The sequence below is a fragment of the Pseudomonas sp. TH21 genome (assembly GCF_016651025.1).
GTDB classification, from domain to species: domain Bacteria; phylum Pseudomonadota; class Gammaproteobacteria; order Pseudomonadales; family Pseudomonadaceae; genus Aquipseudomonas; species Aquipseudomonas aylmerensis.
Map to the genome: position 1 here is coordinate 2,811,123 of NZ_JAEKEQ010000001.1, position 24,187 is coordinate 2,835,309.

Below are 24,187 nucleotides of genomic sequence, written 5' to 3' on the forward strand. Positions count from 1 at the left end.
CTATCTCGCTTGGTGCCGGTCAATTCGTTCCCTTTCGGGAAGGTTCTTTACGGGTATACATGCAATGACTATCGATGCACGGTTCAAAAAACATCCTTTGGCCCTGGCGCTCCAGGTGCCTGCTGTCGGCCTCCTGTTGCTGGGCGCCACCTTCACCCATGCCACCACCACATTGCACCCAGGCTTGGAACGCACTATCGAGGCCGGTGTACGGGTGGACGACTGGATCATCAGCGAAAATGCCCACTTGACGTCCAACGGTGCCCAGATGCTTCAGTCGCGAGTGACTGCCGGTGCACTGACCCTGAACGCAGGTAGCAAGGCGCAGGACATTTATGCGACCCAGGGTTCGCAAATCAACCTCGACGGCGCATCGGTAGAAGCCCGCGGTACCGCCGCCTTTGCCATCAACCTGCAAGGCAGCAACGCCCAGATCAGGGGCAGCCAGGTCATCAATCACAACGGTGTCGGCCTCTTGGCTGCACGTAACTTCCTCACTGATGAGGGTTCGACAGCCACTGTTTTCGACAGCACTATCCTGGGCTCGACTGAAGGTGCGCGGGCCACCTCATTCAGCCAACTCGACTTCTTTGGCTCGGATGTCATTGCAACCGATGAGGATGGCATCGGCGTATTGTTGCTGGGCGGGGCCGCCAGTGCGGTCGCCAGCGTCATTACCGGTGGCGAGAATGGTGTACGCCTGAGTTATGAAAGTGCGGACATGAACAGCAGCAGCCTGGTATTGAACCGCTCGCATGTCGAAGGTCGCAACGGTGCCGCGCTATTGGTGGAAGGCGACGAATACGGCACGACCGAGGCGGATATCCACGTGCTCAACGGCTCGACCTTGAGCGGCGGCAACGGCAATATCCTGGAAGTCACCGGCGGCGCCAGCGCCAACATGAACGTCGACCGCAGCTTCCTGGTGGGTGACATCGTGGTCGAAGAGGGCGGCAGCGCGAAAGTGCAGCTCAACAATGGCTCCTGGCTGACCGGCCAGTTGAAGAACGTCGCCGAGTTGAGCGTCAACGATGCCTCCAATTGGGTATTGGTGGGCGACAGCAATGTCGACGCCTTGAAGATGGGCGGCGGCGCCGTGCACTTTGGTGGGCCGGATGAGTTCTACCAGTTGGACGTCAAGAGCCTGGAAGGCAACGGCACGTTCATCATGCACACCGACTTTGCCACTCACCAGACCGACTTCCTCAACGTGGAAGGCAAGGCCGAGGGGAACCACCGCCTGTTGCTGGACGCCACCGGTTCGGAACTGGCCAGCGGCAAGCCGATCAAGGTGGTGCATACCGAAGGCGGCGACGCACACTTTTCCCTGGTGGGCGACACCGTGGACATCGGCGCCTATGCCTATGGTCTGCAAAAGGACGGCAACGACTGGGAACTCGACCCGACGCGTCGCGGTACCAGCACCAGCGCCCACTCGGTACTGGCGTTGTTCAACAGTGCGCCAACCGTGTTGTACGGCGAGTCGTCCATCCTGCGCACCCGCATGGGTGAATTGCGCTTCAGCGATGGCAAGGACAATGGCCTGTGGATGCGCAGCTACGGCAACAAATATGAGGTGGCCGCCAATAAAAACGGTGCCGGTTATGCGCAAACCCAGAAGGGCTTCACGATTGGCGCCGACGCGCCGTTGTCCAGCGGTGATGGTCAGTGGCTGGCCGGTGTCATGGCCGGTCACAGCAGCTCGGACCTGAACCTCACCCGTGGCAGTAAAGGCGAGGTCAAGAGCTACTACCTGGGTGCCTACGCCACGTGGCTGGACGATGAGAGCGGTCTGTATTTCGACGGTGTTGCCAAGCTCAACCGCTTGCACAACGACGTGAATGTGATCATGAGCGACGGCAAGAAAGCCAAGGGCAGCTACGCGCAAAACGCCGTGGGGGCATCGGCGGAATTGGGTCGCCATATCAAACTGGACAACGACTTCTTCATCGAACCCTACGGCCAGTTGTCGGCAACCATCACCCAGGCGCAGAGCTATGAGCTGTCCAACGGCCTGCAAGCCAAAGGTGATCGCTCCAGCTCCGTGGTCGGCAAGGTGGGCGTGACCACCGGCAAGAACATCCAGCTGGACAGCGGCGGTGTGTTGCAGCCGTACCTGCGCACCGCGCTCGCCCATGAGTTCGACCAGAGCAACAAGGTGTTCGTCAACGATCAGAGCTTCAACAATGATCTGTCGGGCTCGCGGATCGAGCTGGCGGCAGGCCTGGCCATGTCGGTGTCCAAGAACGTCAAGCTGCATGCGGATATTGAAACCAGCAAAGGCAAGAAGATCGACCAGCCTTGGGGCGTCAACTTCGGTGTGCGCTACGATTTCTAAGGCACACACGCACTTGAACAGGGGGAAGCTTGGGCTTCCCCTTTTTTGTGCCTTCAGATCAGTACGCCCAGCCAGGTCGAACCCAGCAGGAGCAAGGCCATGCACTGGTTGAAACGGCGCATGGCCTGCGCCGAGCGCAAGACCCGGCTGGAGCCTGCGCCCAGCATCGCCCAGGCGCCGAGACAGGGCAGGGAAATCAGGAAAAACACCAGCGACAGGATCAGCACCTGGTGCTGGCGGTCTGCGCCAGTGCCGGCGAACACGCTGACCACCGCCAATGCCATCATCCAGGTCTTGGGGTTGATCAATTGCAGGCTGGCGGCGCCCGTCAAGCCCAGGCGTGTGTGTGCCGATTGCGGGTCTATCGCAGTTGTCGGTGCGCGGAAAATCTGCCAGGCCAGGTAACTCAGCCACGCCACTCCAGCCCACTGCATCGCGCTTTGTACCCTGGGCAGTTGCACCAGCGACTGGCCCACGCCGGCTCCCACCAGCAGCACGATTCCCGCCGCGCCGGCGCAGGCCCCGAGGATGATCGGCAAGGCGGCCTTGAAGCCATACCGCGCGCTGTTGCTTAGCACCAGGATATTGGTGGGGCCGGGGGTGATGGAGGCGACGAAGGCGAACAGCATGAACGGCAGCAACGTGGGCAACATGGTGGGTGACTCCGGTAAACCAATGGATGGAGTCGATCTTCACCAGCGCGCAGGTTACCTGTCTGGAAGATTTGAGCAGCGCTTGCGGTACGCGGCGGGCGTCAGGCCGTAGGCGCGCACGAACCAGCGACCGAGGTGGCTCTGGTCGGCAAAGCCCAGGGCGATTGCCACATCGGCCGGTTGCTCGCCCTTGGCCAGCCAGTGCCGGGCGCGCGCCAGGCGCAGTTGCACCAGATAGGCATGCGGCGGCAGGCCGAAGGCGCTCTTGAACGCGCGGGTCAGGCGGAAGCGGTCGACGCCACAGGCCAGCGCCAGTTCATCCATGCCGACGTCGTGATGCAGGTGGGCGTGCAGGTATTCCCGCGCCTTGTGGGCCACCCGCGGCAGGCGCGGATCCTCGCGGTAACGGCTGCGCCAGTGCAGTTGGGCCGTGAGGCGCTCGAGCAACTGGTCCATGGCCCGTTGCCGCACGATGCGCAACTCGCCACTGTGCAGGGTCTGGAACGCCTGGCTGGTGGCAATGGCCAGGCGCGGGTCGCTGGTCAAGGTGTGGGCGAAACCCAGCTGGCTGTCGAGCGGCGCCTCTTCGAACACCGCACTCACTTCCCGCGCCAGCCACTGCGGGTCGAGGTAGAGCATGTGGTAGGTAAAGCCGTCCGGCGTGGGCGCATCGCCGTCATGCAACTCGCCGGGCTCGACCAGGAACACCTGGCCGGGCACGCTGTTGTGGCGGGTGCGACGGCAGTTGAATTGCTGCACGCCTTGTTCAGTCACGCCGACCAGGTAGCTGTCGTGCCAATGGGGGTCGTAGGCATGCCCCTCGAAATGCGCGCGCAGGGTCTCGATGCCGGTGTCGGCGTCCTGGGACAGGTCGATCCAATTGCGTGCGGCCATAAGACACCGGGACGGAATGTGTAAGGGTATTAGCGCCCAGCGGCTCCAGGGCGTCTAGAAGGTTTGTGCAGCTAGCCGAACAGTCCGGCGGCGATATTGATCGAGAAACCCAGGATCGCGGTGTTGAACAGGAACCCGATCAACGACTGGCCCAGCACCACCTTGCGCATGCCCCGGGTGGCAACGCCGACGTCGGAGGTTTGCACCGCCACGCCGATGGTGAAGGAAAAATACAGGAAGTCCCAATAGTTGGGGGTCAGCAAGCCTTCGGCAAAACGCAGCGCCGGCTCCTTGCCCTCCCAGGTGTAATAGAGGCGGGCGTAATGCACGCTGAAAATCACCCCGATCAGCAGCCACGAACCGATCACCGTCAGCCCGGTAAAGCCGTAGTGCAGCAAGCGCTCGGACGTGGCCAGGTCCTTGCTGCCGACCAGCTCGAACGTGATGGTGGCCAAACTCGCGATGGCCGCGATGCACACCATGAACAGCACCAGCCCGGCATTTTCATCCTCGATCTCGGCGATGCGTTTTACATCCTGGGCCTTGGCGCGGATGGTCAGCCACAGCATCAGCACCAGGTAAGTCCAGACCCCGGCGTTCCAGCCGATGAGGATCTTGCTCACGAGAGTATCCGCCGGCGCCAGGATGCCTACGGCAAGGCCAAGCACGGCGGCGGAAGAGAGGCGAGGGTGGGTACGGGCTAGAAACGGCATGGCAGCTCACACATGGCTATTTGTGAGCACCTTAGCGCATTCTGAAGCGGCTGGCCCAATGGTGAGCTTATGGGGAGCGGGGGGTATGGGGGGAGCATGGGTTCATGGGGTGAAGATGGCTCCATGGGGTGGACTGGCTTCATGTGGTGAACTGGCTTCATGTGGTGAACTGGGGGCAAGGGGTAAAGATGGCTTCATGTGGTGAACGGGTGTCATGTGGTGAGCATGGCTTCATGTGTTAAAGATGGCTTAATGTGGTGAGCAGGCTTGTTGTGGTGAGCGGGCTTGCCCGCGTTGGGCTGCGAAGCAGCCCCAAAACCATCCACCCCGGAATATCTGGAAAACCGCGGTGAGACTATTGGGGCTGCTTCGCAGCCCAACGCGGGGCAAGCCCGCTCACCACAACAAGCCGGCTCACCACAACAAGCCGGCTCACCACAACAAGCTCACTGGCCACAACAAGCTAACCAGCCAAAAAAATCTAAGCATTCCTCACAAGAAGCGCCGCCCGCATCAGCCCTTCTTGCGCACCAGCTTCATCACCACCACAAAAAACACCGGCACAAACACCACCGCCAACGTCGCGGTAATCATCCCGCCGATCACCCCGGTACCAATTGCCTGCTGGCTCGCCGAGCTGGCGCCGGTGGCAATCGCCAGCGGCACCACGCCGAGGATGAACGCCAGCGAGGTCATGATGATCGGTCGCAACCTCAGCCGCGCGGCCTTGAGGGTCGCATCGATCAGGTCTTCGCCCTGGTCATACAGGTCCTTGGCAAATTCGATGATCAGGATCGCGTTCTTCGCCGACAGCCCGATGATGGTGATCAAGCCGACCTTGAAGAACACATCGTTGGGCATGCCACGCAAGGTCACGGCCAGTACCGCGCCGAGGACGCCCAACGGCACTACCAGCAGCACGGAGGTCGGGATCGACCAGCTTTCATACAGCGCCGCCAGGCACAGGAACACGATCAGCAGCGACAACCCCAACAGCAAGGGTGCCTGCGAGCCGGACAAGCGTTCCTGCAACGACAACCCGGTCCATTCCTGGCCAAGGCCCGCCGGCAACTGGCTGACCAGGCGCTGGATTTCTTCCATCGCTTCGCCGGTGCTGTGGCCCGGCGCGGCCTCACCACTGATGGCAATCGCCGGATAACCGTTGTAGCGGGTCAGCTGCGCCGGGCCCTGGGTCCACTTGGCTTCGACAAACGCCGACAGCGGCACCATCTTTCCAGCGTTGTTGCGCACGTGGATCTTCATCAAGTCGGCGACCTGGCTGCGCTGGTCACCTTCGGCCTGCACCACCACCCGCTGCATGCGGCCCTGGTTGGGGAAATCGTTGACATACGCCGAGCCGATGGCCGAGGACAGCACGTTGCCGACATCGGCAAACGACACGCCCAGCGCATTGGCCTGCTTGCGGTCGACTTCCAACTGCACCTGCGGCGCCTCGGCGAGGGCGCTTTCGCGCACGTTGGCGAGGATCGGGCTTTTTTCCGCGGCCGCCAGCAGCTCGGTACGGGCCTGCATCAATGCGGCGTGGCCGACGCCCCCTCGGTCCTGCAGACGGAATTCGAACCCGCTGGAAGTGCCCAGCCCATCCACCGGCGGCGGCAGGATCGCATAGGCGATCGCATCCTTGAGCTCGCTGAACGTCGCGTTGGCACGGTCGGCAATCGAGGCGGCGGAGTCATCGCTGCCACGCTGCGACCAGTCCTTGAGCGTGGTGAACGCCAGCGCCGCATTCTGCCCCGAGCCGGAGAAGCTGAAGCCCATGATCATGGTGGTATCGCCCACCCCTGGCTCGCTGGCGTTGTGCGCTTCAATCTGCTCGGCGACCTGCACCGTGCGGTTCTTGCTCGCACCCGGCGGCAGCTGGATATCGGTGATGGTGTAGCCCTGGTCTTCGACGGGCAGGAACGAGGAGGGCAGGCGGCTGAACATCAGCCCCAGGCCCACCAGCAACACCAGGTAGACCAGCAGATAGCGGCCGCTGCGCTTGAGCGCATAGGCCACCCAGCCTTCGTAGCGATCGGTGAGTTGCTCGAAACGTTTATTGAACCAGCCGAAGAAACCACCCTTGGCATGGTGCTCGCCCTTGGCGATCGGCTTGAGCAGGGTGGCGCACAGCGCCGGGGTCAAGGTCAGGGCCAGGAACGCCGAGAACAGGATCGAGGTGGCCATCGACAGCGAGAACTGCTGGTAGATCACCCCCACCGAACCGGCCATGAACGCCATCGGCAGGAACACCGCGACCAGCACCAGGGTAATCCCGACGATAGCGCCCGTGATCTGGCCCATGGCTTTCTTCGTCGCCTCCTTGGGCGACAGGCCCTCGGTGACCATGATCCGCTCGACGTTCTCCACCACCACAATGGCGTCATCCACCAGGATACCGATGGCCAGCACCATGCCGAACATGGTCAGCACGTTGATCGAGAACCCCAGCAGCAGCATGGTCGCGAAGGTGCCCATCAGCGCGATCGGCACCACCAGCGTCGGGATCAGCGTATAGCGCACGTTCTGCAGGAACAGGAACATCACCGCAAACACCAGCGCCATGGCTTCGAGCAGGGTGTAGACCACCTTGGTGATCGAGACCTTGACGAACGGCGAGGTGTCGTACGGAATCTTGTATTCGACATTGGCCGGGAAGTAGCGCGACAGCTCGTCCATCTTCGCCCGCACCAGGGTCGCCGTGTTCAACGCGTTGGCGCCCGGCGCCAGTTGCACGCTGACGGCGGTGGACGGCTTGCCGTTCAGACGGGTGGAAAACTGGTACTCCTGGCTGCCGATTTCCACCCGCGCCACATCGCCGATGCGCACGGTGGAGCCGTCCGGGTTGGCCTTGAGCACGATGTCGGCGAATTCCGCCGGCGTCGACAGCTGGCCCTTGACCAGGATCGCGGCGGTGATTTCCTGGGTCCTGGTGCCCGGCAAGTCGCCGATGCTGCCAGCGGAAACCTGGGCGTTCTGCGCGCTGATCGCGGCATTCACGTCCGCCGGGGTCAGGTTGAAGCCGATCAGCTTCTGCGGGTCGATCCAGATGCGCATGGCGCGCTCGGCGCCATACAACTGCGCCTTGCCGACCCCGTCGAGACGCTTGAGCTCGTTCATCACGTTGCGCGCCAGATAATCGCTGAGCGCTACGTCATCGAGCTTGCCGTCGCTGGAGGTGAGGGTCACCAGCAGCAGGAAACCGGCGGACACTTTCTCCACCTGCAAGCCCTGCTGCGTCACCGCTTGCGGCAGGCGCGGCTCGACCGCCTTGAGACGGTTTTGCACATCCACCTGGGCCATTTCCGGATCGGTGCCCGGCTGGAACGTCGCGGTGATGGTGGCCGAACCGAGGCTGCTCTGGGATTCGAAATACAACAGGTGGTCGGCGCCATTGAGCTCCTGCTCGATCAGGCTGACCACGCTTTCGTCCAGGGTCTGGGCCGAGGCACCGGGATACACCGCGTAGATCTCGACTTTGGGCGGCGCGACGTTGGGGTACTGTGCCACCGGCAACTGCGGGATCGCCAGCAAGCCGGCGAGCAGGATAAACAGGGCGACCACCCAGGCGAAGATCGGGCGATCAATAAAGAACTGCGGCATTCTCAATAATCCTTATTGGCCGGGTGCCTGGGCGAGTGGCACGGGGCTGTCATCCACCTGGACTTTTTCACCGGGGCGCGCGTGTTGCAGGCCTTCGACGACGATGCGGTCACCGGGCTTGAGGCCGCTGCTGACGATCCAGCGGTCCTCGACCACCGCACCCAGCTCCACCGGTTGCTGGCTCACGGTTTGCTCGGCGTCCAGCAGCAGCACCATGGGGATACCGGCGCTGTCGCGGACGATGGCGCGTTGCGGCACGCTGATGCCTTGTTTATCGACGGCCTGCTCCAGGCGCACGCGCACAAAGCTGCCAGGGAGCAAATCGAGGTCCGGGTTGGGGAATTCGCTGCGCAGGATGATCTGCCCGGTGCCGGGGTCGACGCTGATTTCGGCGAACAGCAATTTGCCCGGCAGTGGGTAGAGGCTGCCATCGTCCTGGATCAGCGTGGCCTTGGCCTGGTCCTGGCCGACCTGCTTCAGGCTGCCGGCGCGGAAGGCGCGGCGCAGGTCGTTCAGTTCGCGGGTGGATTGGGTCAGGTCGGCGTGGATCGGGTCCAGTTGCTGGATGATCGCCAGGGGCGTGGCCTCGTTCTGGCCGACCAGTGCACCTTCGGTGACCAGCGCGCGGCCGATACGCCCGGAAATCGGTGCCGTCACGGTGGCGTAGCCCAGGTTCAGCTTGGCGCGCTCGACGGCCGCCTTGTTGGCGGCGACTTCGGCGTTGGTCTGGCGCACGGCGGCGCGGGCGTTGTCGTAGTCCTGGCCGCTGATGGCGTTGCCTTCGACCAACTGGCTGTAGCGCTGCTCCTGCAGGCGCGCCTGGAACGCATTGGCCTCGGCCTTGCTCAGGTTGGCCTGGGCGCTGTCGAGGTCAGCCTTGAACGGCGCCGGGTCAATGCGAAACAGCACGTCGCCCTGTTTGACGTCGTGACCTTCCTTGAACACCCGCTGCATCACCACACCGGCTACCCGCGCGCGCACTTCGGCGATGCGCGGCGCGGCGATGCGCCCGCTCAGCTCGCTGCTGATGGACAGGGGCTTGGCCTGCAGGGTTTCAATGCGGACTTTGGCCAGCGGCATTTCCGGCGCTTGCGTGGCCGACTTGTCGCAGGCACTCAGTGCCAGCGTCAGGGCCAGCAGGCAAAACGGCGCAAACAGATTCTTTGACATGCTCTTATCCCAATATTGACTGGCGCATCCTAAGGTCACCTGCGCCGTGGTGCTGTGAAGCTGTGTAGGTGGTCTGTGAAGAAATGTAAGGTGCGACCCATAGTTCGGCAGAGGGCGTATATCCTTGCACAATCCTGCAAGCACTGGAGATCCCATGTGGGAGGGAGCTTGCCCCCGATCGCGGTGTATCAGTCGAAACAGCCTTCACTGACCCACCGCTGTCGGCGGCAAGCCCCCTCCCACATGGGATTTGTGTACGACCAATAACTGTATTTTCTGGAAACACCTTTATGCCCAACATCCTCCTGGTGGAAGACGACGCCGCACTCTCCGAGCTGATTGCCAGCTACCTGGAGCGCAATGGCTACCACGTCAGCGTGCTCAGCCGTGGCGACCACGTGCGTGAGCGCGCGCGGCTCAACCCGCCGGACCTGGTGATCCTCGACCTGATGTTGCCGGGCCTCGACGGCCTGCAAGTCTGCCGCCTGCTGCGCGCCGACTCGGCGGGCTTGCCGATTCTGATGCTCACCGCCCGCGATGACAGCCACGACCAGGTGCTTGGCCTGGAAATGGGTGCCGACGACTATGTGACCAAACCCTGCGAGCCACGCGTGCTGCTGGCGCGGGTGCGCACCTTGCTGCGACGCAGCAGTTTGTCCGAACCCCAGGTGGCCAATGACCAGATCCTCATGGGCAACCTGTGCATCGACCTGTCGGAGCGCACCGTGACTTGGCGCGAGCAGGCGGTGGAGTTGTCCAGCGGCGAGTACAACCTGCTGGTGGTGCTGGCCCGGCATGCCGGCGAGGTGCTTAGCCGCGACCAGATCCTGCAACGCCTGCGCGGTATCGAGTTCAACGGCACCGACCGTTCGGTGGACGTGGCGATTTCCAAGCTGCGCCGCAAGTTCGACGACCACGCCGGCGAAGCGCGCAAGATCAAGACGGTGTGGGGCAAGGGCTACCTGTTCAGTCGTTCCGAGTGGGAATGCTGATCCATGTTTCGCGTACTGCTGCGCCTCTCCCTGATCATCATCATCACCTACAGCGCGGCAATCTTCTTGATTCCCAAGCTGGTGATCCAACTGTTCGAGCATCGCTACCTCGACTACAACGTCGAGCAGTCGCGGGGCATGCAAAAGCTCATCGTCAAGCAGTACCTGCGCGCACCGGTGGAGCGCTGGTCGCAGGTCACCGAACAACTGGACCGCGACTTCGCGCCGCTGAAAGTGCAGTTGCTGCTGCGTCAGGACGCGCGCTACACCCCGGCGGAGGCCTTGCAGTTGGCGCAGGGCAAGCCGGTGATCCGCCTGGGGGAGTGGGGGTGGATGGAGGAGGTCAGCTCACCGATCAACGACCAGTTCGTGGTCAAGCTGACCATCCCTCCCGATTCGCTGGACATGAACCTGCTGTACTGGTCGATGAACGTGTTGATCGGCATCGCGCTGCTGGCGTGCCTGCTGGTCTGGCTGCGCCCGCACTGGCGTGACCTGGAGCGCCTGAAAAGCACGGCCACCCAACTCGGTCGCGGCAACCTGAGCGCGCGTACCGGGATTGCCCCCAGCTCCAACATCGGCAGCCTGGCCTCGGTCTTCGACACCATGGCCGGCGACATCGAGCACCTGCTCAACCAGCAGCGCGACCTGCTCAACGCCGTCTCCCACGAATTGCGCACACCGCTGACACGCCTGGACTTCGGCCTCGCCCTGGCGCTCTCCGAAGACCTGCCCGAAGCCAGCCGCGAGCGCCTGCAAAGCCTGGTGGCGCATATTCGCGAGCTGGATGAACTGGTGCTGGAATTGCTGTCCTACAGCCGCCTGCAAAACCCGGCGCAATTGCCCGAACGCGTCGAGGTGGTGCTCGACGAATTCATCGACAGCGTGCTCGGCAGTGTCGATGACGAGTTGGAAAACCCCGAAATCGTTATTGATGTGGCACTCGATTGCGCCGTGGAGCGCTTCAGCCTCGACCCGCGCCTCACCGCCCGGGCCTTGCAGAACCTGCTGCGCAACGCCACGCGTTACTGCGAAAAACGCATCCAGGTCGGGGTCAAGGTCTGCCCGAAGGGCTGTGAAATCTGGGTGGACGACGACGGCATCGGCATTCCGCTGGACCAGCGCGAGCGCATCTTCGAACCGTTCTACCGCCTCGACCGCAGCCGCGACCGCGCCACCGGTGGTTTCGGCCTGGGCCTGGCGATCAGCCGGCGCGCCCTCGAAGCCCAGGGCGGCACGTTAACCGCGCAGGCCTCGCCATTGGGCGGTGCCCGGTTTCGCGTGTGGCTGCCCTGCATCGCCTGATCAGAGCACTTTGACGGCGCGGCCGATTGCCTGGATCGGCCCCGTGGGTTTGCCGGTGGGTGAGCCGCTCGGGGCTTCGAGGGTCAGCTCGAACAGCTGGTTTGGCGTCAGCGGCGGCAGCTTGTCCAGCGGCACCGAGAGGGTCTGTCCCGGCTTGACCAGGCCCAGGGACACCGGCCCTTGCCAGCCGTCGCCCTTGGTCCAGAACTGCAGGGCCTTGTCGGCCGGGACTTCCATCACCCCCAATGGAATCAACTGAATCTGCTGATTGTGGCTGGCCTGGATCACCCAGCCCGGCGCCTGGCTCTGTGGCGCCACCAGCACCACCACGAAGCTCGGCGCGGCGCCGGGTGGGCGGGTCAGCAGCAACGCAGACAGCACCAGGCTCGCCAGCAGGCCGGCACCGGCAAGGCCGCGCCACACGGCCAGCAGGTTCCACCACGGCACGCCGCTGGCGGCGGGTGCGAGGGTGCGCTCGATGCGCCGCCACAGGTGAGGCGAGGGCGGCACCGGTGCTGCCAGGGCTGTCAGGGGTAATAGCCGTTGCTCCCAGGCATCCACCGCGGCCCGCAGTTCGGCATCGTGCGGCAGGCGGCGTTCCACCTCGGCACGCTGCTCGATGGGTAGGGTGCCGAGCACGTATTCGCTGGCCAGTTCGTCGAGTGTTTCGTTCATGCCATGCACTCCCGCAACGCGGTGAGGCTACGTTTGATCCAGGCTTTGACAGTGCCCAATGGGGTGCCCAGTTTTTGCGCGATTTCGCTGTGGGAATAACCGTCGACATAGGCATGCAGGATGCAGGTGCGACGGGCCGGGTCGAGTTGCTCCAGGCAGGTGTGCATCTGCCCCGAGCGCGCGGGAAATTCAAAGGTCTCGGTGTCGGCGGCGAGTTGTTGGTGTTCCTCGCCCAGCGCCACCTCGCGATGCTGGTTGCGCACGTGGTTGAGCGCCAGGTGGCGGGTCACGCTGAATACCCAGCCGCGTGCCGAGCCGCGCACGGGGTCGAAACTGCCGGCGCCGCGCCAGATCCTGATAAACGCGTCGTGCACGATGTCTTCGGCCAGGGCCTTGTCCCGCACGATGCGCAATGCGACGCCGAGCAAACGGCTGCTGTCCTGCTCATACAACTGGCGCAGGGCGCGTTGGTCGCCCCGGGCACAGGCCGAGAGGCAGGCTGGGTAATCAAAGAGGGTCTCAGGCAAAACGTTGTATTCCTGGCACTGAATTAACCACCGCCACGGCCCCTGTGTGGCGAGCAAGCGTGCTCGCCACGACACGCCGGCGCCCACAGGGGGCAGCGTAGCTGACTTTGCTCAGCTGGCGGACCAGAAAATGTAATCGGCCTGGTAGCTCACCACCGCCTGCTCACCCTTGTTGGCGGCGCTGCACGCGGTACTCGGGGCAACACCCCCTTTGAGCGCGACCCGCTGGATGTAGCTCACGCCGCTCATCGCGCCCTTGCCTTCGGCCGGGTTGGCCTTGACCAGTTGATAGGGCAGGTTGCCGGCACCCGACGGCGCCACGGCGAGCTGGGTGCCGGTGATTTTCGAACCGTCCTTGGCCTGCCAGGTGGCCGGTGGGCCGAAATAGGTGCCGACGGGCTTGCCGCTGCGATCGTTGAGCACGGCCTTGGGGCCGACGAAGGTCCACTCGGTCTGGCCGGCGGCATTGGGCTTGTCGCGGCACTCGTAGGTGATTTCGCCAACGCCGGTGGTTTCCAGCGCGACCTTGTGGCCCGCCGGCACTTTGATGCTGTCGGGCAGGCCGGACTGGGCAAAAGCGGCGGGGGCGGCGAACAACAAACCGGTGAGGCAGAGCAGTGTTTTAGCGTTCATCGGTGCTTCTCCATTCAGTCAAACAGCGGGGGTACTGGAAGGACTACCCATGACGCGCACGATTGGATGCAGCGATTAGAAAATAAAGTCATGAAGGCGCACACTGTGTCCCCGCTTTATCCGAGGAGAGATTGGCAATGACTGGTGTCCACGCGTCTGCTCAACAAGGTTTCTCCACCCAGGCTGTCACCTACGCCCAGGGCCGGCCGGATTATCCACGGCAACTGACCGGCTGGCTCACGGAGGCGCTCGGCGTTGACGCGCAGTCAACTGTCATCGACCTGGGCGCCGGCACCGGCAAATTCACGCGTTTGCTCAGCACCCTGGCGCCGACCCTGATCGCCGTCGAACCGGTGCAGGCGATGGGCGCGCAGTTGAGCAAGCTGTTGCCGGACGTGCGCCTGGTCGACGGTACCGCCGACTCCATGCCCCTGGCCGCCGCCAGTGCCGACGCGGTGGTCTGCGCCCAGGCGTTCCACTGGTTCTCGACCCAGGCGGCGCTGCAGGAGATCCACCGTGTACTCAAACCCGAGGGCCGGCTCGGACTGGTGTGGAATGTGCGTGATGAGTCGGTGGCTTGGGTCGCGGCGATCACCGCGATCATCACGCCTTACGAGGGCGACACGCCGCGCTTTCATACCGGGCGCTGGCGCGAAGCCTTTACCGGCGAGCTTTTTTCCGCGCCTGAACTCAGCTGCTTCCCGTATAGCCATGTCGGCAGCCCTCAAGAGGTGATCATGGATCGCTTCCTCTCGGTGAGCTTTATTGCCGCGCTGCCGGACGCGGAAAAGGCCAAGGTGACCGCGCAGTTGCAGGACTTGATCGACACCCATCCAGACCTGCGCGGGCGTGACACCGTGGCCTTCCCGTACCAGACTCAGGCGTACGTCTGCCGTCGATTGAGCTAAAAGGCATAAAGTCAGATCATATTGATATAAGTCGTTATAAGAAAAATCGCTATCCTGCGGCCAGAAATTTATAAGGCCGCGGGAAGTTGTAATGGATGTGGGTAATGTTGGTTTTGTAGTCGCGGGCCTGATCGTTGGTTTTATCGTGGGCATGACCGGCGTGGGCGGGGGCTCGTTGATGACGCCGATCCTGTTGTGGTTCGGCATCAATCCGGCCACGGCGGTCGGCACTGACTTGTTGTACGCCGCGATCACCAAGTCCGGTGGCGTGCTGGTACACAGCAAGAACAAGAACATCGACTGGACCATCACCGGCTGGCTGACCCTGGGCAGCGTGCCTGCCGTGTTGCTGACCCTGTGGTTCCTCGCCAGCCTGCACACTGACCCCAGCGCCATGAACGCGGTGATCAAGCAGGCCCTCGGCGTGGTGCTGCTGCTGACGGCCCTGGCGATCCTGTTCAAGAAAAGCCTGCTGGCCTTCGCCCAGCGCCATGCCGGCGATGGCTACCACATGAACCCGCGCAACCTGAATGCGTTGACGGTGGTGACCGGTGCTGTGCTGGGCACCATGGTCGCGCTGACCTCCATCGGCGCCGGCGCACTGGGCACCGTCGCGTTGTTCATCCTCTATCCGTTCCTGGCCACCCGCCGCCTGGTGGGCACCGAGATCGCCCACGCCGTGCCGCTGACCCTGGTGGCGGGCCTGGGCCACGCCGGCATGGGCAATATGGACTGGCACCTGCTGGGCTTTTTGCTGATGGGCTCGCTGCCGGGCATTTACCTGGGCAGCCACATGACCGGCAAAGTCCCGGACGGCGTATTGCGCCCATGCCTGGCGATCATGTTGATGACCATCGGCTACAAACTGGCCTTTTAAGACATAAACAGGGTCCAAAGGTGAGAGGGGGTTGCTCCCTCCCACATGCTGACTGCGATCAACCTTGATTCAGGCTTTCGCCGGGCCATTACCGATCTGCCACACAAACGGCGGCTCGGTCGCATTGATCACCCAGTCGCCGACGATCCGCGCCTTGTAGATCACCGGGTTGTGCGACGACACCGTGCGCGCATTGCGCCAGTGGCGGTCCAGGGACTTGCCCTGGCGCACATCCGACGCCCCCAGCGCATTGAACAGTTCGCTGGTGGCGCGCTGGATCAATTCCGACACCACCACCTGCGCCGTGGCCGACTCGATCTCGGCGGCCAGATTGGCCGCGTGCTCAGCCGCATCATCGCCGCCAAACCGCGCCAGGTAAGCCTGTTGCGCCGGCGCTGCGGCTTTCAACGCGCTGGCTTCGGCGGCATACACCAGCGCCGCGACTTCACCCACCACCTGCTGGACCTGTGCATCCTGGCTGACATGCGGCGCATTGCCGTGGCTGTAGATGCGTTTGCGGCTGCGCACCTGATGGGCGACATCGCGCAACGCGGCGCGGCCGATACCGGCGAGGCTGGCGAGCAGCACCAACTGGTAGAACGCGGTCTGGTATTTGAAGCGGGTAGCGAAGTCGATGACGTTGTCCGCCTCCACCACCGCATCGGTAAAGCGCGAGGTGCCGCTGCCGGTGGTGCGTTGGCCGAAACCATCCCAATCATCGCTGTGCACCACGCCGGGCTGGCGCGCGCGCGTGGCGGCAATCACATCGCCGCCGGTGTCGCTGCGTTGGGCGTACACGTCGATCCAGTCGGCGAAAATGCTGCCGGTGCTGTAGAACTTTTCGCCGTTGAGCTTCCAGTTATCGCCATCCGGGCTGACTTGGGTGACCACCTCACCGATGGCCACGGTGCCGATTTCAGTCCAGGCGCAACCGACGATATCGCCGTCGACAAAGCGCTTGAACCACAGGTCGCGGCCGGCACTCGGGGCGGCGTTGAGGCGATCTTCGGCAAACGCGAAATGCCCGCGCAGGGCCTGGGGCACGTTGGAGTCGGCTTCAGCCAGTTCGATCAGCAATTCGAACAACTGCGGCAGGGACGCGCCGCCACCGCCGTATTCCACCGGCACCCGCACCGCGCCGAAACCGGCGTGTTTGAGCCACTGGATCGGTTCATGGGGCAGGGTGCGGGTTTGCTCGCGCTCCACCGCACCCGCAGTGATACGCTGGAAAATCGGGCGAAAGCGCGCGGCGAGGGTGGTGTAGTCGACGCCGGTGGACAGCGGGTTGATGACGTGTTGTTCGGTCATGGGCAAAAGCTCCAGGGCAGTGATCAATGCCAAGGGTGATTGCACACTCCGTGCCGGGTGTCCGGGCCCATGTTTACGCGGGAGATGCTGCGCCAGCTGTTGCCCCAGCAACAGTGAACCGACAAACCGCCACGATCCGTGACAGGCGTCTTCGCCTGATCGCCGGCCGGGTTTGCCGCCGTAGCCCGTACGGCGCGTGCGTTTCCCCGCGGCTGGCACGCTTGCTGCTCAACCCCTCGGTACATCCCTGTGTGCGAGGTAGTGATCGATGAGTCAGCAAGCCGTGAAATTTGCCTATTGGGTGCCCAACGTCAGCGGTGGGCTGGTGGTGAGCAAGATCGAACAGCGCACCCATTGGGGCATCGACTACAACCGCAAACTGGCGCAACTGGCCGAAGCCGCCGGCTTCGAATATGGCCTGACGCAGATTCGCTTCACCGCCGGCTACGGCGCCGAGAACCAGCATGAATCCGTGGCGTTCAGCCACGCGCTGCTGGCGGCGACCACCACGCTCAAAGTGATTGCCGCGATCCTGCCCGGCCCATGGCAACCAGCGCTGGCGGCCAAGCAACTGGCAACCATCGACCAGCTCACCAACGGCCGCATCGCCGTGAACATCGTCAGTGGCTGGTTCAAGGGTGAGTTCCAGGCCATCGGCGAACACTGGCTGGAACACGACGAGCGTTATCGCCGTTCCGAGGAATTCATCCGCGCCCTCAAGGGTATCTGGACCCAGGACAACTTCACCTTCAAGGGCGACTTCTATCGCTTCAACCAATACACCCTCAAGCCCAAGCCGCTGGGCCAGCCGGAAGTGTTCCAGGGCGGCAGTTCGCGGGCGGCGCGCGACATGGCGGCGCGGGTGTCGGACTGGTACTTCACCAACGGCAACACCCCGGAAGGCATCAAGGCCCAGGTCGATGACATTCGCGCCAAGGCCGCTGCGAACGACCATTCGGTCAAGGTCGGCGTCAACGCCTTCATCATCGCCCGGGATACCGAGGAAGAGGCCCGCGCCGTGCTCGCGGAAATCATCGACAAGGCCGATCCGGAGGCGGTGAATGCGTTCGGCGACGCGGCCCGGCAGGCCGGCAAGGCTTCCCCCGAAGGCGAGGGCAACTGGGCCAAGTCCAGCTTCGAAGACCTGGTGCAGTACAACGACGGCTTCAAGACCAACCTGATCGGCACCCCGCAGCAGATCGCCGAGCGCATCGTCGCGCTCAAGGCCGTGGGCGTGGACCTGGTACTGGCCGGCTTCCTGCACTTCCAGGAAGAGGTCGAGTACTTCGGCCAGCGCGTGTTGCCACTGGTGCGCGAGCTGGAGGCCAAGGCCGCGATCAAGCAGGTGGCCTGAGCATTCACCGGGTGAAGACCACCACCGCCGCGCGCAGCTTGTTATTGCCAAAGCGGCACATGCGCTCGAATTCCGCATGGCTGACCGGCAGGTGCTGGCAGTCAAGGGGCTGGCGGTGCTGGCTGTGGTCCACATCCGGGTCGTGCAGGTAGACAAAGTCGTCGTCGCAGTCGGTGACGATCACCCAATGCGGGGATTTCGAGCGGGTGAGGCGGTAGCTGCTGATCAACACCAGCGGCTGCCCGCCCTCCTGCAACAGCCGTGGCAAGTCCAGGGCGCCGCCGAAGACCTGCTCGACGTCGCTGCCTGCCAACTCTTCCTCAAACGCGGCATGCACCACGCGCATGACGTCCTTTTTATGCGGATTGCGTACGCCATCCAGAAACAACGGCCCGCGCACATTCACCTGCATCCGCACCCGAAAGCCCCGACGCCACGCCGCCAGAGCCAGGCCTTGCGGGCTGCAACCGCCATGGCCGGCGGTCATGAACACGGTGGTCGCTTCCCGCCAGATCTGCAGCTCTTCGCGGCGCAGGGCCGGGCGCTCCGGCACCAGCGCGCCCATGGCCATCAACAGGCAGGCGGCGCCACAGGTGAAGTCGGTGGTCTGTTGGTAATACGGCACGCTGTGCGAGCGCGCATCCTGGTGCTGCAGGATGCGTTTTTCCAGGCGCAGGGCCGGGCTGTGGTCTTCGTAGTAGTCGTTGATCAGGGCAAAGCGGCGGTAGCCGTTGCGTTCATACAGGGCGAGGGCACCGGGGTTGTCGGTGCGCACTTCCAGGCGCAGGTAGGCGCAGTCGTGTTCCACTGCGCAGGCCTCGATGCGGCTCAGCAGCTGTTTGCCCAGGCCCATGCCGCGCGCGTGCTCGGCGATGGCGATGGAGTACAGCCGTGCCAGCGAGGTGCCACGGTGGAACAGCACCAGCGCATAGCCGAGCAATTGCCCGTCCTGTTCCGCCACCAGCAACCGGCCATGGGCGCGGCTGACCATCCAGTGGAAACTGCGCGGTGACAGCCGGTCAGTGGTGAAACAGTGCTGTTCCAGTGCCACTAATTCAGGCACGTCCTCGGGGGCTGCAACGCGAAAGAAAAGAGCCATATGACCGCCGTAAAAGTTGCGTAACGAAACGGGACTTCTCTAAAAGATCGTGCTTAATAGAAAAGGTCGAGTTCTCTAAAGCGGATCAAATATTATGTCGGCGGTACAAGGTCATTGGCGTGAAGTATCCGAGCAAACTGTCGCGGCGACAATAACCAATAAGGGTTATTTTTCCGCACCCCCCAAAGGCGCCAGTCAAGTTGTGATCATTGTCGAGCGCAAGGAAGACTGGGCCTCCTACTTCCCCAGCGAAGACATCGTCACCGCGCAGGAATACCTGGAGCAAACCCGCGAAAGCGAGACCGGCAAGCGTGTGCAGGTGATCAACCTGTGCCGCAGCTACAAGTACCTGGGGCACGGCTACTACTGTTCGTTGCTGGCCGAAGCGCGCGGGCACAAGGTGATTCCGTCGGTGCGCACCATCAGCGAGCTGACCAAGAAGTCACTCTACGGCCTGGCGCTGGATGACCTGGATAAAACCCTCGATAAAGCCTTGAGTCATCATCTCTACAGCAATACCGAAGGCTTTACCCTGACCCTTTACTTTGGTCGAACCAATATTGAACCGTTGCAGGAGTTGGCCCGCCAGTTGTTTGAAGCGTTCCCGTGCCCGATCCTGTTAGTTGAATTCAGAAAGAACAACGGCTGGCACATTGAAGGGGTCAAGTCCGGCGTACTGCACAAGTTGCGCGATGACCAGGAAGATCAATTCGCCCACGCCCTCGACAACTTCAGCCGCAAGATCTGGCGCCAGCCCCGTTCACGTCGCCTGGCCCGTTATGACCTGGCGATTCTTCACGATCCCCAGGAGCAACTGCCGCCGTCCAATGCCAAGGCGCTGGAGAATTTCATCCGCGTGGGCAAGGGCCTGGGCATCGATGTGGAGTTGATCGAGCGCAAGGACTACTCGCGCCTGGCCGAATACGACGCCTTGCTGATCCGCGAGACTACAAGCGTCGACAACCACACCTACCGCTTCGCCAAGAAAGCCGAGAGCGAAGGGCTGGTGGTGATGGATGACCCGGCCTCGATCCTGCGCTGCACCAACAAGGTCTACCTCACCGACCTGCTCAACAGCCATCAACTGGGCATGCCCGCCACCGAGATTCTCTACAAGGAACGACCGGAAGATTTCGAACGGGTCGGCGAGCGCCTGGGTTTCCCGCTGGTGCTGAAGATCCCCGATGGCTGTTTCTCCCGGGGTGTGATCAAGGTCGAAAGCCAGGAAGCCTTGCTCAAGGCCACTGCCGAGCTGTTCGAACATTCGGTGCTGCTGCTGGCCCAGGAGTTCTTCTACACCGAATACGACTGGCGCATCGGCGTGCTCAATCGCAAGCCGATCTTTGCCTGCCAGTACTTCATGTCCAAGGGCCATTGGCAGATCTACAACCACAAGGCCATCGGCTCGGACATCAACGGCGAGTGCCGGACCCTGGCGGTCCACGAAGCGCCCAAGGCGGTGGTGGAGCTGGCGGTGAAGACCGCCAACCTGATCGGCGACGGGCTCTACGGCGTCGACCTCAAGCAGTCCGGCGACAAGGTGGTGGTGATCGAGGTCAACGACAATCCCAACCTGGATGCGGGCATCGAAGACGCCTATTTGCAGGAAGACCTGTATGGCCTGGTGCTGGAGGAATTCGTGCGGCGCCTGGAGTTGAAACGCCAGGGCCAGGTCTGGTGAGTCGCGATGATCCAGCGTTTTGAGCTAATCAATGGAAAACTGCTGGGCGTGGACAGCGCCTCGGCCCCGATCCTGTTATTCAACAACCCTGACCCGAGCGAGCGTGAATGGCTGCGTGACCATCACAAGCTGGATGAGCATGCACTCGCGTCGGCCCTGGACCCGGACGAGGTCTCGCGCATCGAGTTTCACCCCGACAACCTGTTCCTGATCTGGAAGCGCCCGGAGAACTATTCCGGCGGCGGCAACCTGGTATTCGAAGTGTCGTCCTGCGGCCTGCTGTTTTCACCCGGCCGGCTGCTGGTAATCGCCACCGATGAAACCCCGCTGAGCGGCCTGGGCCAGCGCCGGCCGTTGCACACGCCGCTCGACGTGCTGCTCGACCTGCTGCTCAACAACATCCACCACTATCTGGGCCACCTCAAGGTGATCAAGCTGGTCGCGCGCGAGTTGCAGCAGCAGTTCAACGCGTCGATGAGCAACCATCACCTGATGCAGATGTTCAACCTCAGTGAAAGCCTGATCTATTACATCAACGCGCTGCACAGCAACGGCGCTGTGCTGTCGCGGCTGCGCAACCACGCGGAAAAGGAGCACTTCGGCGCGGAAATCCTCGGCCTGATCGATGACCTGATCATCGAGAACCATCAGTGCTACAAACAGGCCGAGATCTATTCCAATGTGTTTTCCGGGCTGATCGATGCGCGCGGCAACCTGATGAACAACAGCATGAACAACCTGTTGCGCAAGCTCACGCTGATCAACGTGGTGTTCCTGCCGCTCAATCTGATTGCCAGTGTGGGTGGGATGTCGGAGTTCAGCATGATGACGGCGGGTACGCCGTGGTGGGTGTCGTACCCGTTGTTCCTGGCTGCGATGGGGTTGGGGGCAGGCTTGATGGTGCTCGTGCTCAAGCGAATGGCGGGCGCGGCGATGTAAAGGTGGCGATGCATCAGGCACGCCTCTGCGCCTGGTTTGGGGCTGCTGCGCAGCCCAACGCGGGACAAGCCCGCTCGCCACAGGTTATTCGCCTGGCGGTGTTTGCAGGGTCAGCACTTCAAAGCCATCCGCCGTCACGGCCACGGTATGTTCCCACTGCGCCGACAGGCTGTTGTCCTTGGTCACCACCGTCCAGCCATCTTTCAGGCTGCGCACCTTGGAACTGCCCTGGTTAAGCATCGGTTCGATGGTAAACACCATGCCTTCGCGCAGTTCCATGCCGGTGCCGGGGCGGCCGAAGTGCAGGATCTGCGGGTCCTCATGCATCTGCTTGCCGATGCCATGGCCGCAGTATTCACGCACCACGCTGTAGCCGTTGGCCTGCGCGTGACTCTGGATTGCATGGCCGATATCGCCCAGGCGTGCGCCTGGCTTGACCTGGCGGATGCCGGCCCACATCGCCTCAAAGGTCATTTCCACCAGGCGCCGCGCCTTGGGGGCGACGGTGCCGATCATGTACATCTTGCTGGAGTCGGCGATAAAGCCGCCTTTTTCCAGGGTGATGTCGATGTTGATGATGTCGCCGTCCTTGAGGATCTCCTTGGCGCTGGGCATGCCGTGGCACACCACCTCGTTGATCGAGGTGTTGATGGAGAACGGGTAGTCGTATTGCCCGAGGCTGGCGGGGCGGGCTTTCAGTTCGTTGCGGATGAAGGCCTCGACGGCGCTGTCCAGCTCCAGGGTGGAACGGCCGGCGCTGACAAAACCGTCGAGCATGTCGAACACTTTCGCCAGCAGGCGCCCGGATTCGCGCATGACAGCCAATTGGGCGGCGGTCTTGATCATCAGCTGCGCCCCCGGATCAGGTCGGGCTTGTCCAGCAGCAGTTTGTTGATCAACTCGTGGTAGGGCAGGCTGGGGTTCAGTTCGGCGAGCAGGCCGACCTTGATCCAGAACTCGGCCTGGGCGTTGATGGAGCGGTCCATGGCCGCACTGGCCAGGCGGAGTTGTTCGTGCAGTTGGTCGCTGATCTTGACGATGCCCATGGTCTTCACTGTGCTGGATTGATATACGAATCGTATATGTTTCGTATGCTTGAAGTAAACAGGATGTTGACTTGGTCCGGATGGCCGGTTAATTTCCTGGCATGACCTTCCAAGCCTTCCGCAGCCAGCCAAGCATTATTATTACCGCCATTCCTCATTTGGCGGGATAGCACACGGCTGCACCCAGACCCGCCCTTGAGGCGGGTTTTGTTTTTCCGTCTCCCGGGCTCTACACACACCAGGAGACACCCATGAGCAGCTGTCCCGTTCCTCCCCGCGCTGATGCAGGCCTGCTTGAACACTATGTAAAAAAGATCCTCGCCGCCCCGGTCTATGACCTGGCGGTGCGCACGCCCCTGCAAGCCGCGCCGGCGCTGTCGGCATTGCTCGGCAACCAGGTGCTGCTCAAGCGCGAAGACTTGCAGCCGACCTTTTCCTTCAAGATTCGCGGCGCCTACAACAAGCTCGTGCAACTGACCGCCGAGCAGAAGGCGCGGGGCGTGGTCACCGCGTCGGCGGGCAACCATGCCCAGGGGGTGGCGCTGGCGGCGCGTGAACTGGGGATCAGGGCGCGAATCGTGATGCCCGCGACGACGCCGGAATTGAAGGTACTGGGCGTGCGCTCCCGGGGCGCCGAAGCGGTGTTGCACGGTGCCAGCTTTCCCTTTGCCCTGGCCCACGCGCTGCAACTCGCCGACGCCTCCGGTTATACCTTCGTGTCGCCCTTCGACGACCCGGACGTCATCGCCGGCCAAGGCACGGTGGCCATGGAGATCCTGCGCCAGCAGCAAGGGCCGCTGGACGCGATCTTCGTCCCGGTCGGCGGCGGCGGTCTGATTGCCGGGATCGCGGCCTACGTCAAATACCTGCGGCCCGAAGTGCGCATCATCGGCGTCGAGCCCGAAGGCTCCAGTTGCCTGTTGGCGGCCCTGCGCGCCGGTGAGCGCGTGGTGTTGCCGAGTGTCGACGGGTTTGCCGATGGCACGGCGGTCGCGCAGATCGGTGCGTTTGGTTTTGAAATCTGCCGGCAGTGGGTGGATGAAGTGATCACCGTGAGCAATGACCAACTGTGCAGCGCAATCAAGTTGATCTACGACGATACCCGCTCCATCACCGAGCCTTCCGGTGCCTTGGCGGTCGCGGGCATTCGCCAATACGTGTCAACGCGTGGCATAGCGGGGCAGACATTGGTAGCGGTTAATTCCGGCGCGAACATCAACTTCGATAGTTTGCGATATGTTGCTGAAAGAGTGGTCGCGCAAGGCGCAGTTTGATACCAGGCGTGGGGTTAAACGATTAATCGCAGCGGTTCGACGATTATTTCATCTATCCGGCCAAGCTTATATAAGGGCGCTGGTTGCTTATGAGGAATGGTTACAACGAGGCTGGATTTTGCCGAGTAGGCTGGTGATGGTAAGCGTCTTCCAGGGGCGGCAAGACGCGGCAGGCACACGCTTGCCAGACTAAAAAAA

At 62.7% G+C, this 24,187-nt stretch carries 21 protein-coding genes; 9 read left to right on the top strand and 12 right to left on the bottom strand.

Features of this window, described 5'->3' with window-relative positions; genetic code table 11:
* The first annotated feature begins 64 nt into the window (after window positions 1-64).
* Entirely contained in the window at window positions 65-2,338 is a 2,274-nt protein-coding gene (locus JFU04_RS12385; protein WP_201144182.1) for an autotransporter outer membrane beta-barrel domain-containing protein, read from the top strand.
* 53 nt (window positions 2,339-2,391) lie between these two features.
* Here the strand turns inward: JFU04_RS12385 and JFU04_RS12390 are convergent, their stop codons facing one another.
* The 5 genes from JFU04_RS12390 to JFU04_RS12410 form a co-directional block, all read right to left on the bottom strand.
* Window positions 2,392-2,991 (bottom strand): LysE family translocator, encoded by a 600-nt coding sequence (locus JFU04_RS12390; RefSeq protein WP_201144183.1) that lies wholly within the window; start codon window positions 2,989-2,991, stop codon window positions 2,392-2,394.
* 54 nt (window positions 2,992-3,045) lie between these two features.
* The gene (locus tag JFU04_RS12395; protein ID WP_065906553.1) at window positions 3,046-3,885 is read right to left on the bottom strand and encodes an AraC family transcriptional regulator; all 840 of its coding nucleotides are present in this window, start codon (window positions 3,883-3,885) and stop codon (window positions 3,046-3,048) included.
* A 71-nt stretch (window positions 3,886-3,956) separates the two neighbouring features.
* Window positions 3,957-4,598 (bottom strand): DUF1345 domain-containing protein, encoded by a 642-nt coding sequence (locus JFU04_RS12400; protein WP_065906555.1) that lies wholly within the window; start codon window positions 4,596-4,598, stop codon window positions 3,957-3,959.
* 513 nt (window positions 4,599-5,111) lie between these two features.
* Window positions 5,112-8,201 carry an efflux RND transporter permease subunit gene (locus JFU04_RS12405; protein WP_065906556.1) on the bottom strand — a complete coding sequence of 1,030 codons (3,090 nt, stop codon included), beginning with the start codon at window positions 8,199-8,201 and terminating at the stop codon, window positions 5,112-5,114.
* 12 nt (window positions 8,202-8,213) lie between these two features.
* On the bottom strand, window positions 8,214-9,371 hold the full coding sequence (locus JFU04_RS12410; protein ID WP_065906558.1) for an efflux RND transporter periplasmic adaptor subunit: 1,158 nt from the start codon (window positions 9,369-9,371) through the stop codon (window positions 8,214-8,216).
* Between the two features lie 290 nt (window positions 9,372-9,661).
* Between JFU04_RS12410 and JFU04_RS12415 the strand changes: the two genes are divergently transcribed.
* Together JFU04_RS12415 and JFU04_RS12420 are read left to right on the top strand one after the other, a co-directional pair.
* The gene (locus JFU04_RS12415; RefSeq protein WP_065906561.1) at window positions 9,662-10,363 is read left to right on the top strand and encodes a response regulator transcription factor; all 702 of its coding nucleotides are present in this window, start codon (window positions 9,662-9,664) and stop codon (window positions 10,361-10,363) included.
* A 3-nt stretch (window positions 10,364-10,366) separates the two neighbouring features.
* Window positions 10,367-11,668, top strand: a complete 1,302-nt coding sequence (locus tag JFU04_RS12420; protein WP_201144184.1) for an ATP-binding protein — start codon at window positions 10,367-10,369, stop codon at window positions 11,666-11,668.
* On the opposite strand, the gene JFU04_RS12425 is transcribed toward JFU04_RS12420, so the two are convergent.
* From JFU04_RS12425 to JFU04_RS12435, 3 genes are all read right to left on the bottom strand, one after another.
* Entirely contained in the window at window positions 11,669-12,343 is a 675-nt protein-coding gene (locus JFU04_RS12425; protein WP_120448394.1) for an anti-sigma factor, read from the bottom strand.
* Window positions 12,340-12,870 (bottom strand): sigma-70 family RNA polymerase sigma factor, encoded by a 531-nt coding sequence (locus tag JFU04_RS12430; RefSeq protein WP_201144185.1) that lies wholly within the window; start codon window positions 12,868-12,870, stop codon window positions 12,340-12,342. The genes JFU04_RS12425 and JFU04_RS12430 overlap by 4 nt, the downstream gene beginning before the upstream one ends.
* Window positions 12,871-12,981: 111 nt before the next feature.
* Window positions 12,982-13,503 carry a DUF3455 domain-containing protein gene (locus JFU04_RS12435; protein WP_120448396.1) on the bottom strand — a complete coding sequence of 174 codons (522 nt, stop codon included), beginning with the start codon at window positions 13,501-13,503 and terminating at the stop codon, window positions 12,982-12,984.
* A gap of 137 nt (window positions 13,504-13,640) precedes the next feature.
* Between JFU04_RS12435 and JFU04_RS12440 the strand changes: the two genes are divergently transcribed.
* A complete protein-coding gene (locus JFU04_RS12440) occupies window positions 13,641-14,411 on the top strand; it encodes a class I SAM-dependent methyltransferase (protein ID WP_201144186.1) in 771 nt (256 codons plus the stop codon).
* 91 nt (window positions 14,412-14,502) lie between these two features.
* Complete coding sequence (locus JFU04_RS12445; RefSeq protein WP_065906582.1) at window positions 14,503-15,288, top strand: sulfite exporter TauE/SafE family protein; 786 nt, start codon at window positions 14,503-14,505, stop codon at window positions 15,286-15,288.
* Between the two features lie 69 nt (window positions 15,289-15,357).
* Here JFU04_RS12445 and JFU04_RS12450 read toward each other — a convergent pair whose 3' ends face one another.
* Window positions 15,358-16,596, bottom strand: coding sequence for an acyl-CoA dehydrogenase family protein (locus JFU04_RS12450; RefSeq protein ID WP_201144187.1), 1,239 nt, complete (start codon window positions 16,594-16,596; stop codon window positions 15,358-15,360).
* 268 nt (window positions 16,597-16,864) lie between these two features.
* On the opposite strand from JFU04_RS12450, the gene sfnG reads away from it, so the two are divergent.
* Window positions 16,865-17,950, top strand: a complete 1,086-nt coding sequence (sfnG, locus tag JFU04_RS12455) for a dimethylsulfone monooxygenase SfnG (RefSeq protein WP_201144188.1) — start codon at window positions 16,865-16,867, stop codon at window positions 17,948-17,950.
* Window positions 17,951-17,954: 4 nt separating this feature from the next.
* On the opposite strand, the gene JFU04_RS12460 is transcribed toward sfnG, so the two are convergent.
* The gene (locus JFU04_RS12460; RefSeq protein ID WP_201144189.1) at window positions 17,955-19,049 is read right to left on the bottom strand and encodes a peptidase C39 family protein; all 1,095 of its coding nucleotides are present in this window, start codon (window positions 19,047-19,049) and stop codon (window positions 17,955-17,957) included.
* A 94-nt stretch (window positions 19,050-19,143) separates the two neighbouring features.
* Here JFU04_RS12460 and JFU04_RS12465 point away from each other — a divergent pair, with 94 nt between their 5' ends.
* Together JFU04_RS12465 and JFU04_RS12470 are read left to right on the top strand one after the other, a co-directional pair.
* Entirely contained in the window at window positions 19,144-20,730 is a 1,587-nt protein-coding gene (locus JFU04_RS12465) for a RimK family protein (RefSeq protein ID WP_207200654.1), read from the top strand.
* A 6-nt stretch (window positions 20,731-20,736) separates the two neighbouring features.
* Entirely contained in the window at window positions 20,737-21,669 is a 933-nt protein-coding gene (locus JFU04_RS12470) for a magnesium transporter CorA family protein (RefSeq protein WP_201144190.1), read from the top strand.
* 84 nt (window positions 21,670-21,753) lie between these two features.
* Here JFU04_RS12470 and map read toward each other — a convergent pair whose 3' ends face one another.
* Window positions 21,754-22,515 (bottom strand): type I methionyl aminopeptidase, encoded by a 762-nt coding sequence (gene map, locus JFU04_RS12475; protein WP_201144191.1) that lies wholly within the window; start codon window positions 22,513-22,515, stop codon window positions 21,754-21,756.
* Window positions 22,515-22,715, bottom strand: coding sequence for a ParD-like family protein (locus JFU04_RS12480; RefSeq protein WP_027606410.1), 201 nt, complete (start codon window positions 22,713-22,715; stop codon window positions 22,515-22,517). Before JFU04_RS12480 ends, map begins: the two co-directional genes overlap by 1 nt.
* A 251-nt stretch (window positions 22,716-22,966) precedes the next feature.
* Here JFU04_RS12480 and ilvA point away from each other — a divergent pair, with 251 nt between their 5' ends.
* Window positions 22,967-23,989, top strand: a complete 1,023-nt coding sequence (ilvA, locus tag JFU04_RS12485; RefSeq protein WP_106804131.1) for a threonine ammonia-lyase, biosynthetic — start codon at window positions 22,967-22,969, stop codon at window positions 23,987-23,989.
* Window positions 23,990-24,187 lie beyond the last annotated feature (198 nt).

Excerpts from the sequence above, each read along its gene's own strand:
- JFU04_RS12385 (WP_201144182.1), top strand. The coding sequence starts at position 65 with ATGACTATCGATGCACGGTTCAAAAAACATCCTTTGGCCCTGGCGCTC.
- JFU04_RS12390 (WP_201144183.1), bottom strand. The coding sequence starts at position 2,991 with ATGTTGCCCACGTTGCTGCCGTTCATGCTGTTCGCCTTCGTCGCCTCC.
- JFU04_RS12395 (WP_065906553.1), bottom strand. The coding sequence starts at position 3,885 with ATGGCCGCACGCAATTGGATCGACCTGTCCCAGGACGCCGACACCGGC.
- JFU04_RS12400 (WP_065906555.1), bottom strand. The coding sequence starts at position 4,598 with ATGCCGTTTCTAGCCCGTACCCACCCTCGCCTCTCTTCCGCCGCCGTG.
- JFU04_RS12405 (WP_065906556.1), bottom strand. The coding sequence starts at position 8,201 with ATGCCGCAGTTCTTTATTGATCGCCCGATCTTCGCCTGGGTGGTCGCC.
- JFU04_RS12410 (WP_065906558.1), bottom strand. The coding sequence starts at position 9,371 with ATGTCAAAGAATCTGTTTGCGCCGTTTTGCCTGCTGGCCCTGACGCTG.
- JFU04_RS12415 (WP_065906561.1), top strand. The coding sequence starts at position 9,662 with ATGCCCAACATCCTCCTGGTGGAAGACGACGCCGCACTCTCCGAGCTG.
- JFU04_RS12420 (WP_201144184.1), top strand. The coding sequence starts at position 10,367 with ATGTTTCGCGTACTGCTGCGCCTCTCCCTGATCATCATCATCACCTAC.
- JFU04_RS12425 (WP_120448394.1), bottom strand. The coding sequence starts at position 12,343 with ATGAACGAAACACTCGACGAACTGGCCAGCGAATACGTGCTCGGCACC.
- JFU04_RS12435 (WP_120448396.1), bottom strand. The coding sequence starts at position 13,503 with ATGAACGCTAAAACACTGCTCTGCCTCACCGGTTTGTTGTTCGCCGCC.
- JFU04_RS12440 (WP_201144186.1), top strand. The coding sequence starts at position 13,641 with ATGACTGGTGTCCACGCGTCTGCTCAACAAGGTTTCTCCACCCAGGCT.
- JFU04_RS12445 (WP_065906582.1), top strand. The coding sequence starts at position 14,503 with ATGGATGTGGGTAATGTTGGTTTTGTAGTCGCGGGCCTGATCGTTGGT.
- JFU04_RS12450 (WP_201144187.1), bottom strand. The coding sequence starts at position 16,596 with ATGACCGAACAACACGTCATCAACCCGCTGTCCACCGGCGTCGACTAC.
- sfnG (WP_201144188.1), top strand. The coding sequence starts at position 16,865 with ATGAGTCAGCAAGCCGTGAAATTTGCCTATTGGGTGCCCAACGTCAGC.
- JFU04_RS12460 (WP_201144189.1), bottom strand. The coding sequence starts at position 19,049 with ATGGCTCTTTTCTTTCGCGTTGCAGCCCCCGAGGACGTGCCTGAATTA.
- JFU04_RS12465 (WP_207200654.1), top strand. The coding sequence starts at position 19,144 with ATGTCGGCGGTACAAGGTCATTGGCGTGAAGTATCCGAGCAAACTGTC.
- JFU04_RS12470 (WP_201144190.1), top strand. The coding sequence starts at position 20,737 with ATGATCCAGCGTTTTGAGCTAATCAATGGAAAACTGCTGGGCGTGGAC.
- map (WP_201144191.1), bottom strand. The coding sequence starts at position 22,515 with ATGATCAAGACCGCCGCCCAATTGGCTGTCATGCGCGAATCCGGGCGC.
- JFU04_RS12480 (WP_027606410.1), bottom strand. The coding sequence starts at position 22,715 with ATGGGCATCGTCAAGATCAGCGACCAACTGCACGAACAACTCCGCCTG.
- ilvA (WP_106804131.1), top strand. The coding sequence starts at position 22,967 with ATGAGCAGCTGTCCCGTTCCTCCCCGCGCTGATGCAGGCCTGCTTGAA.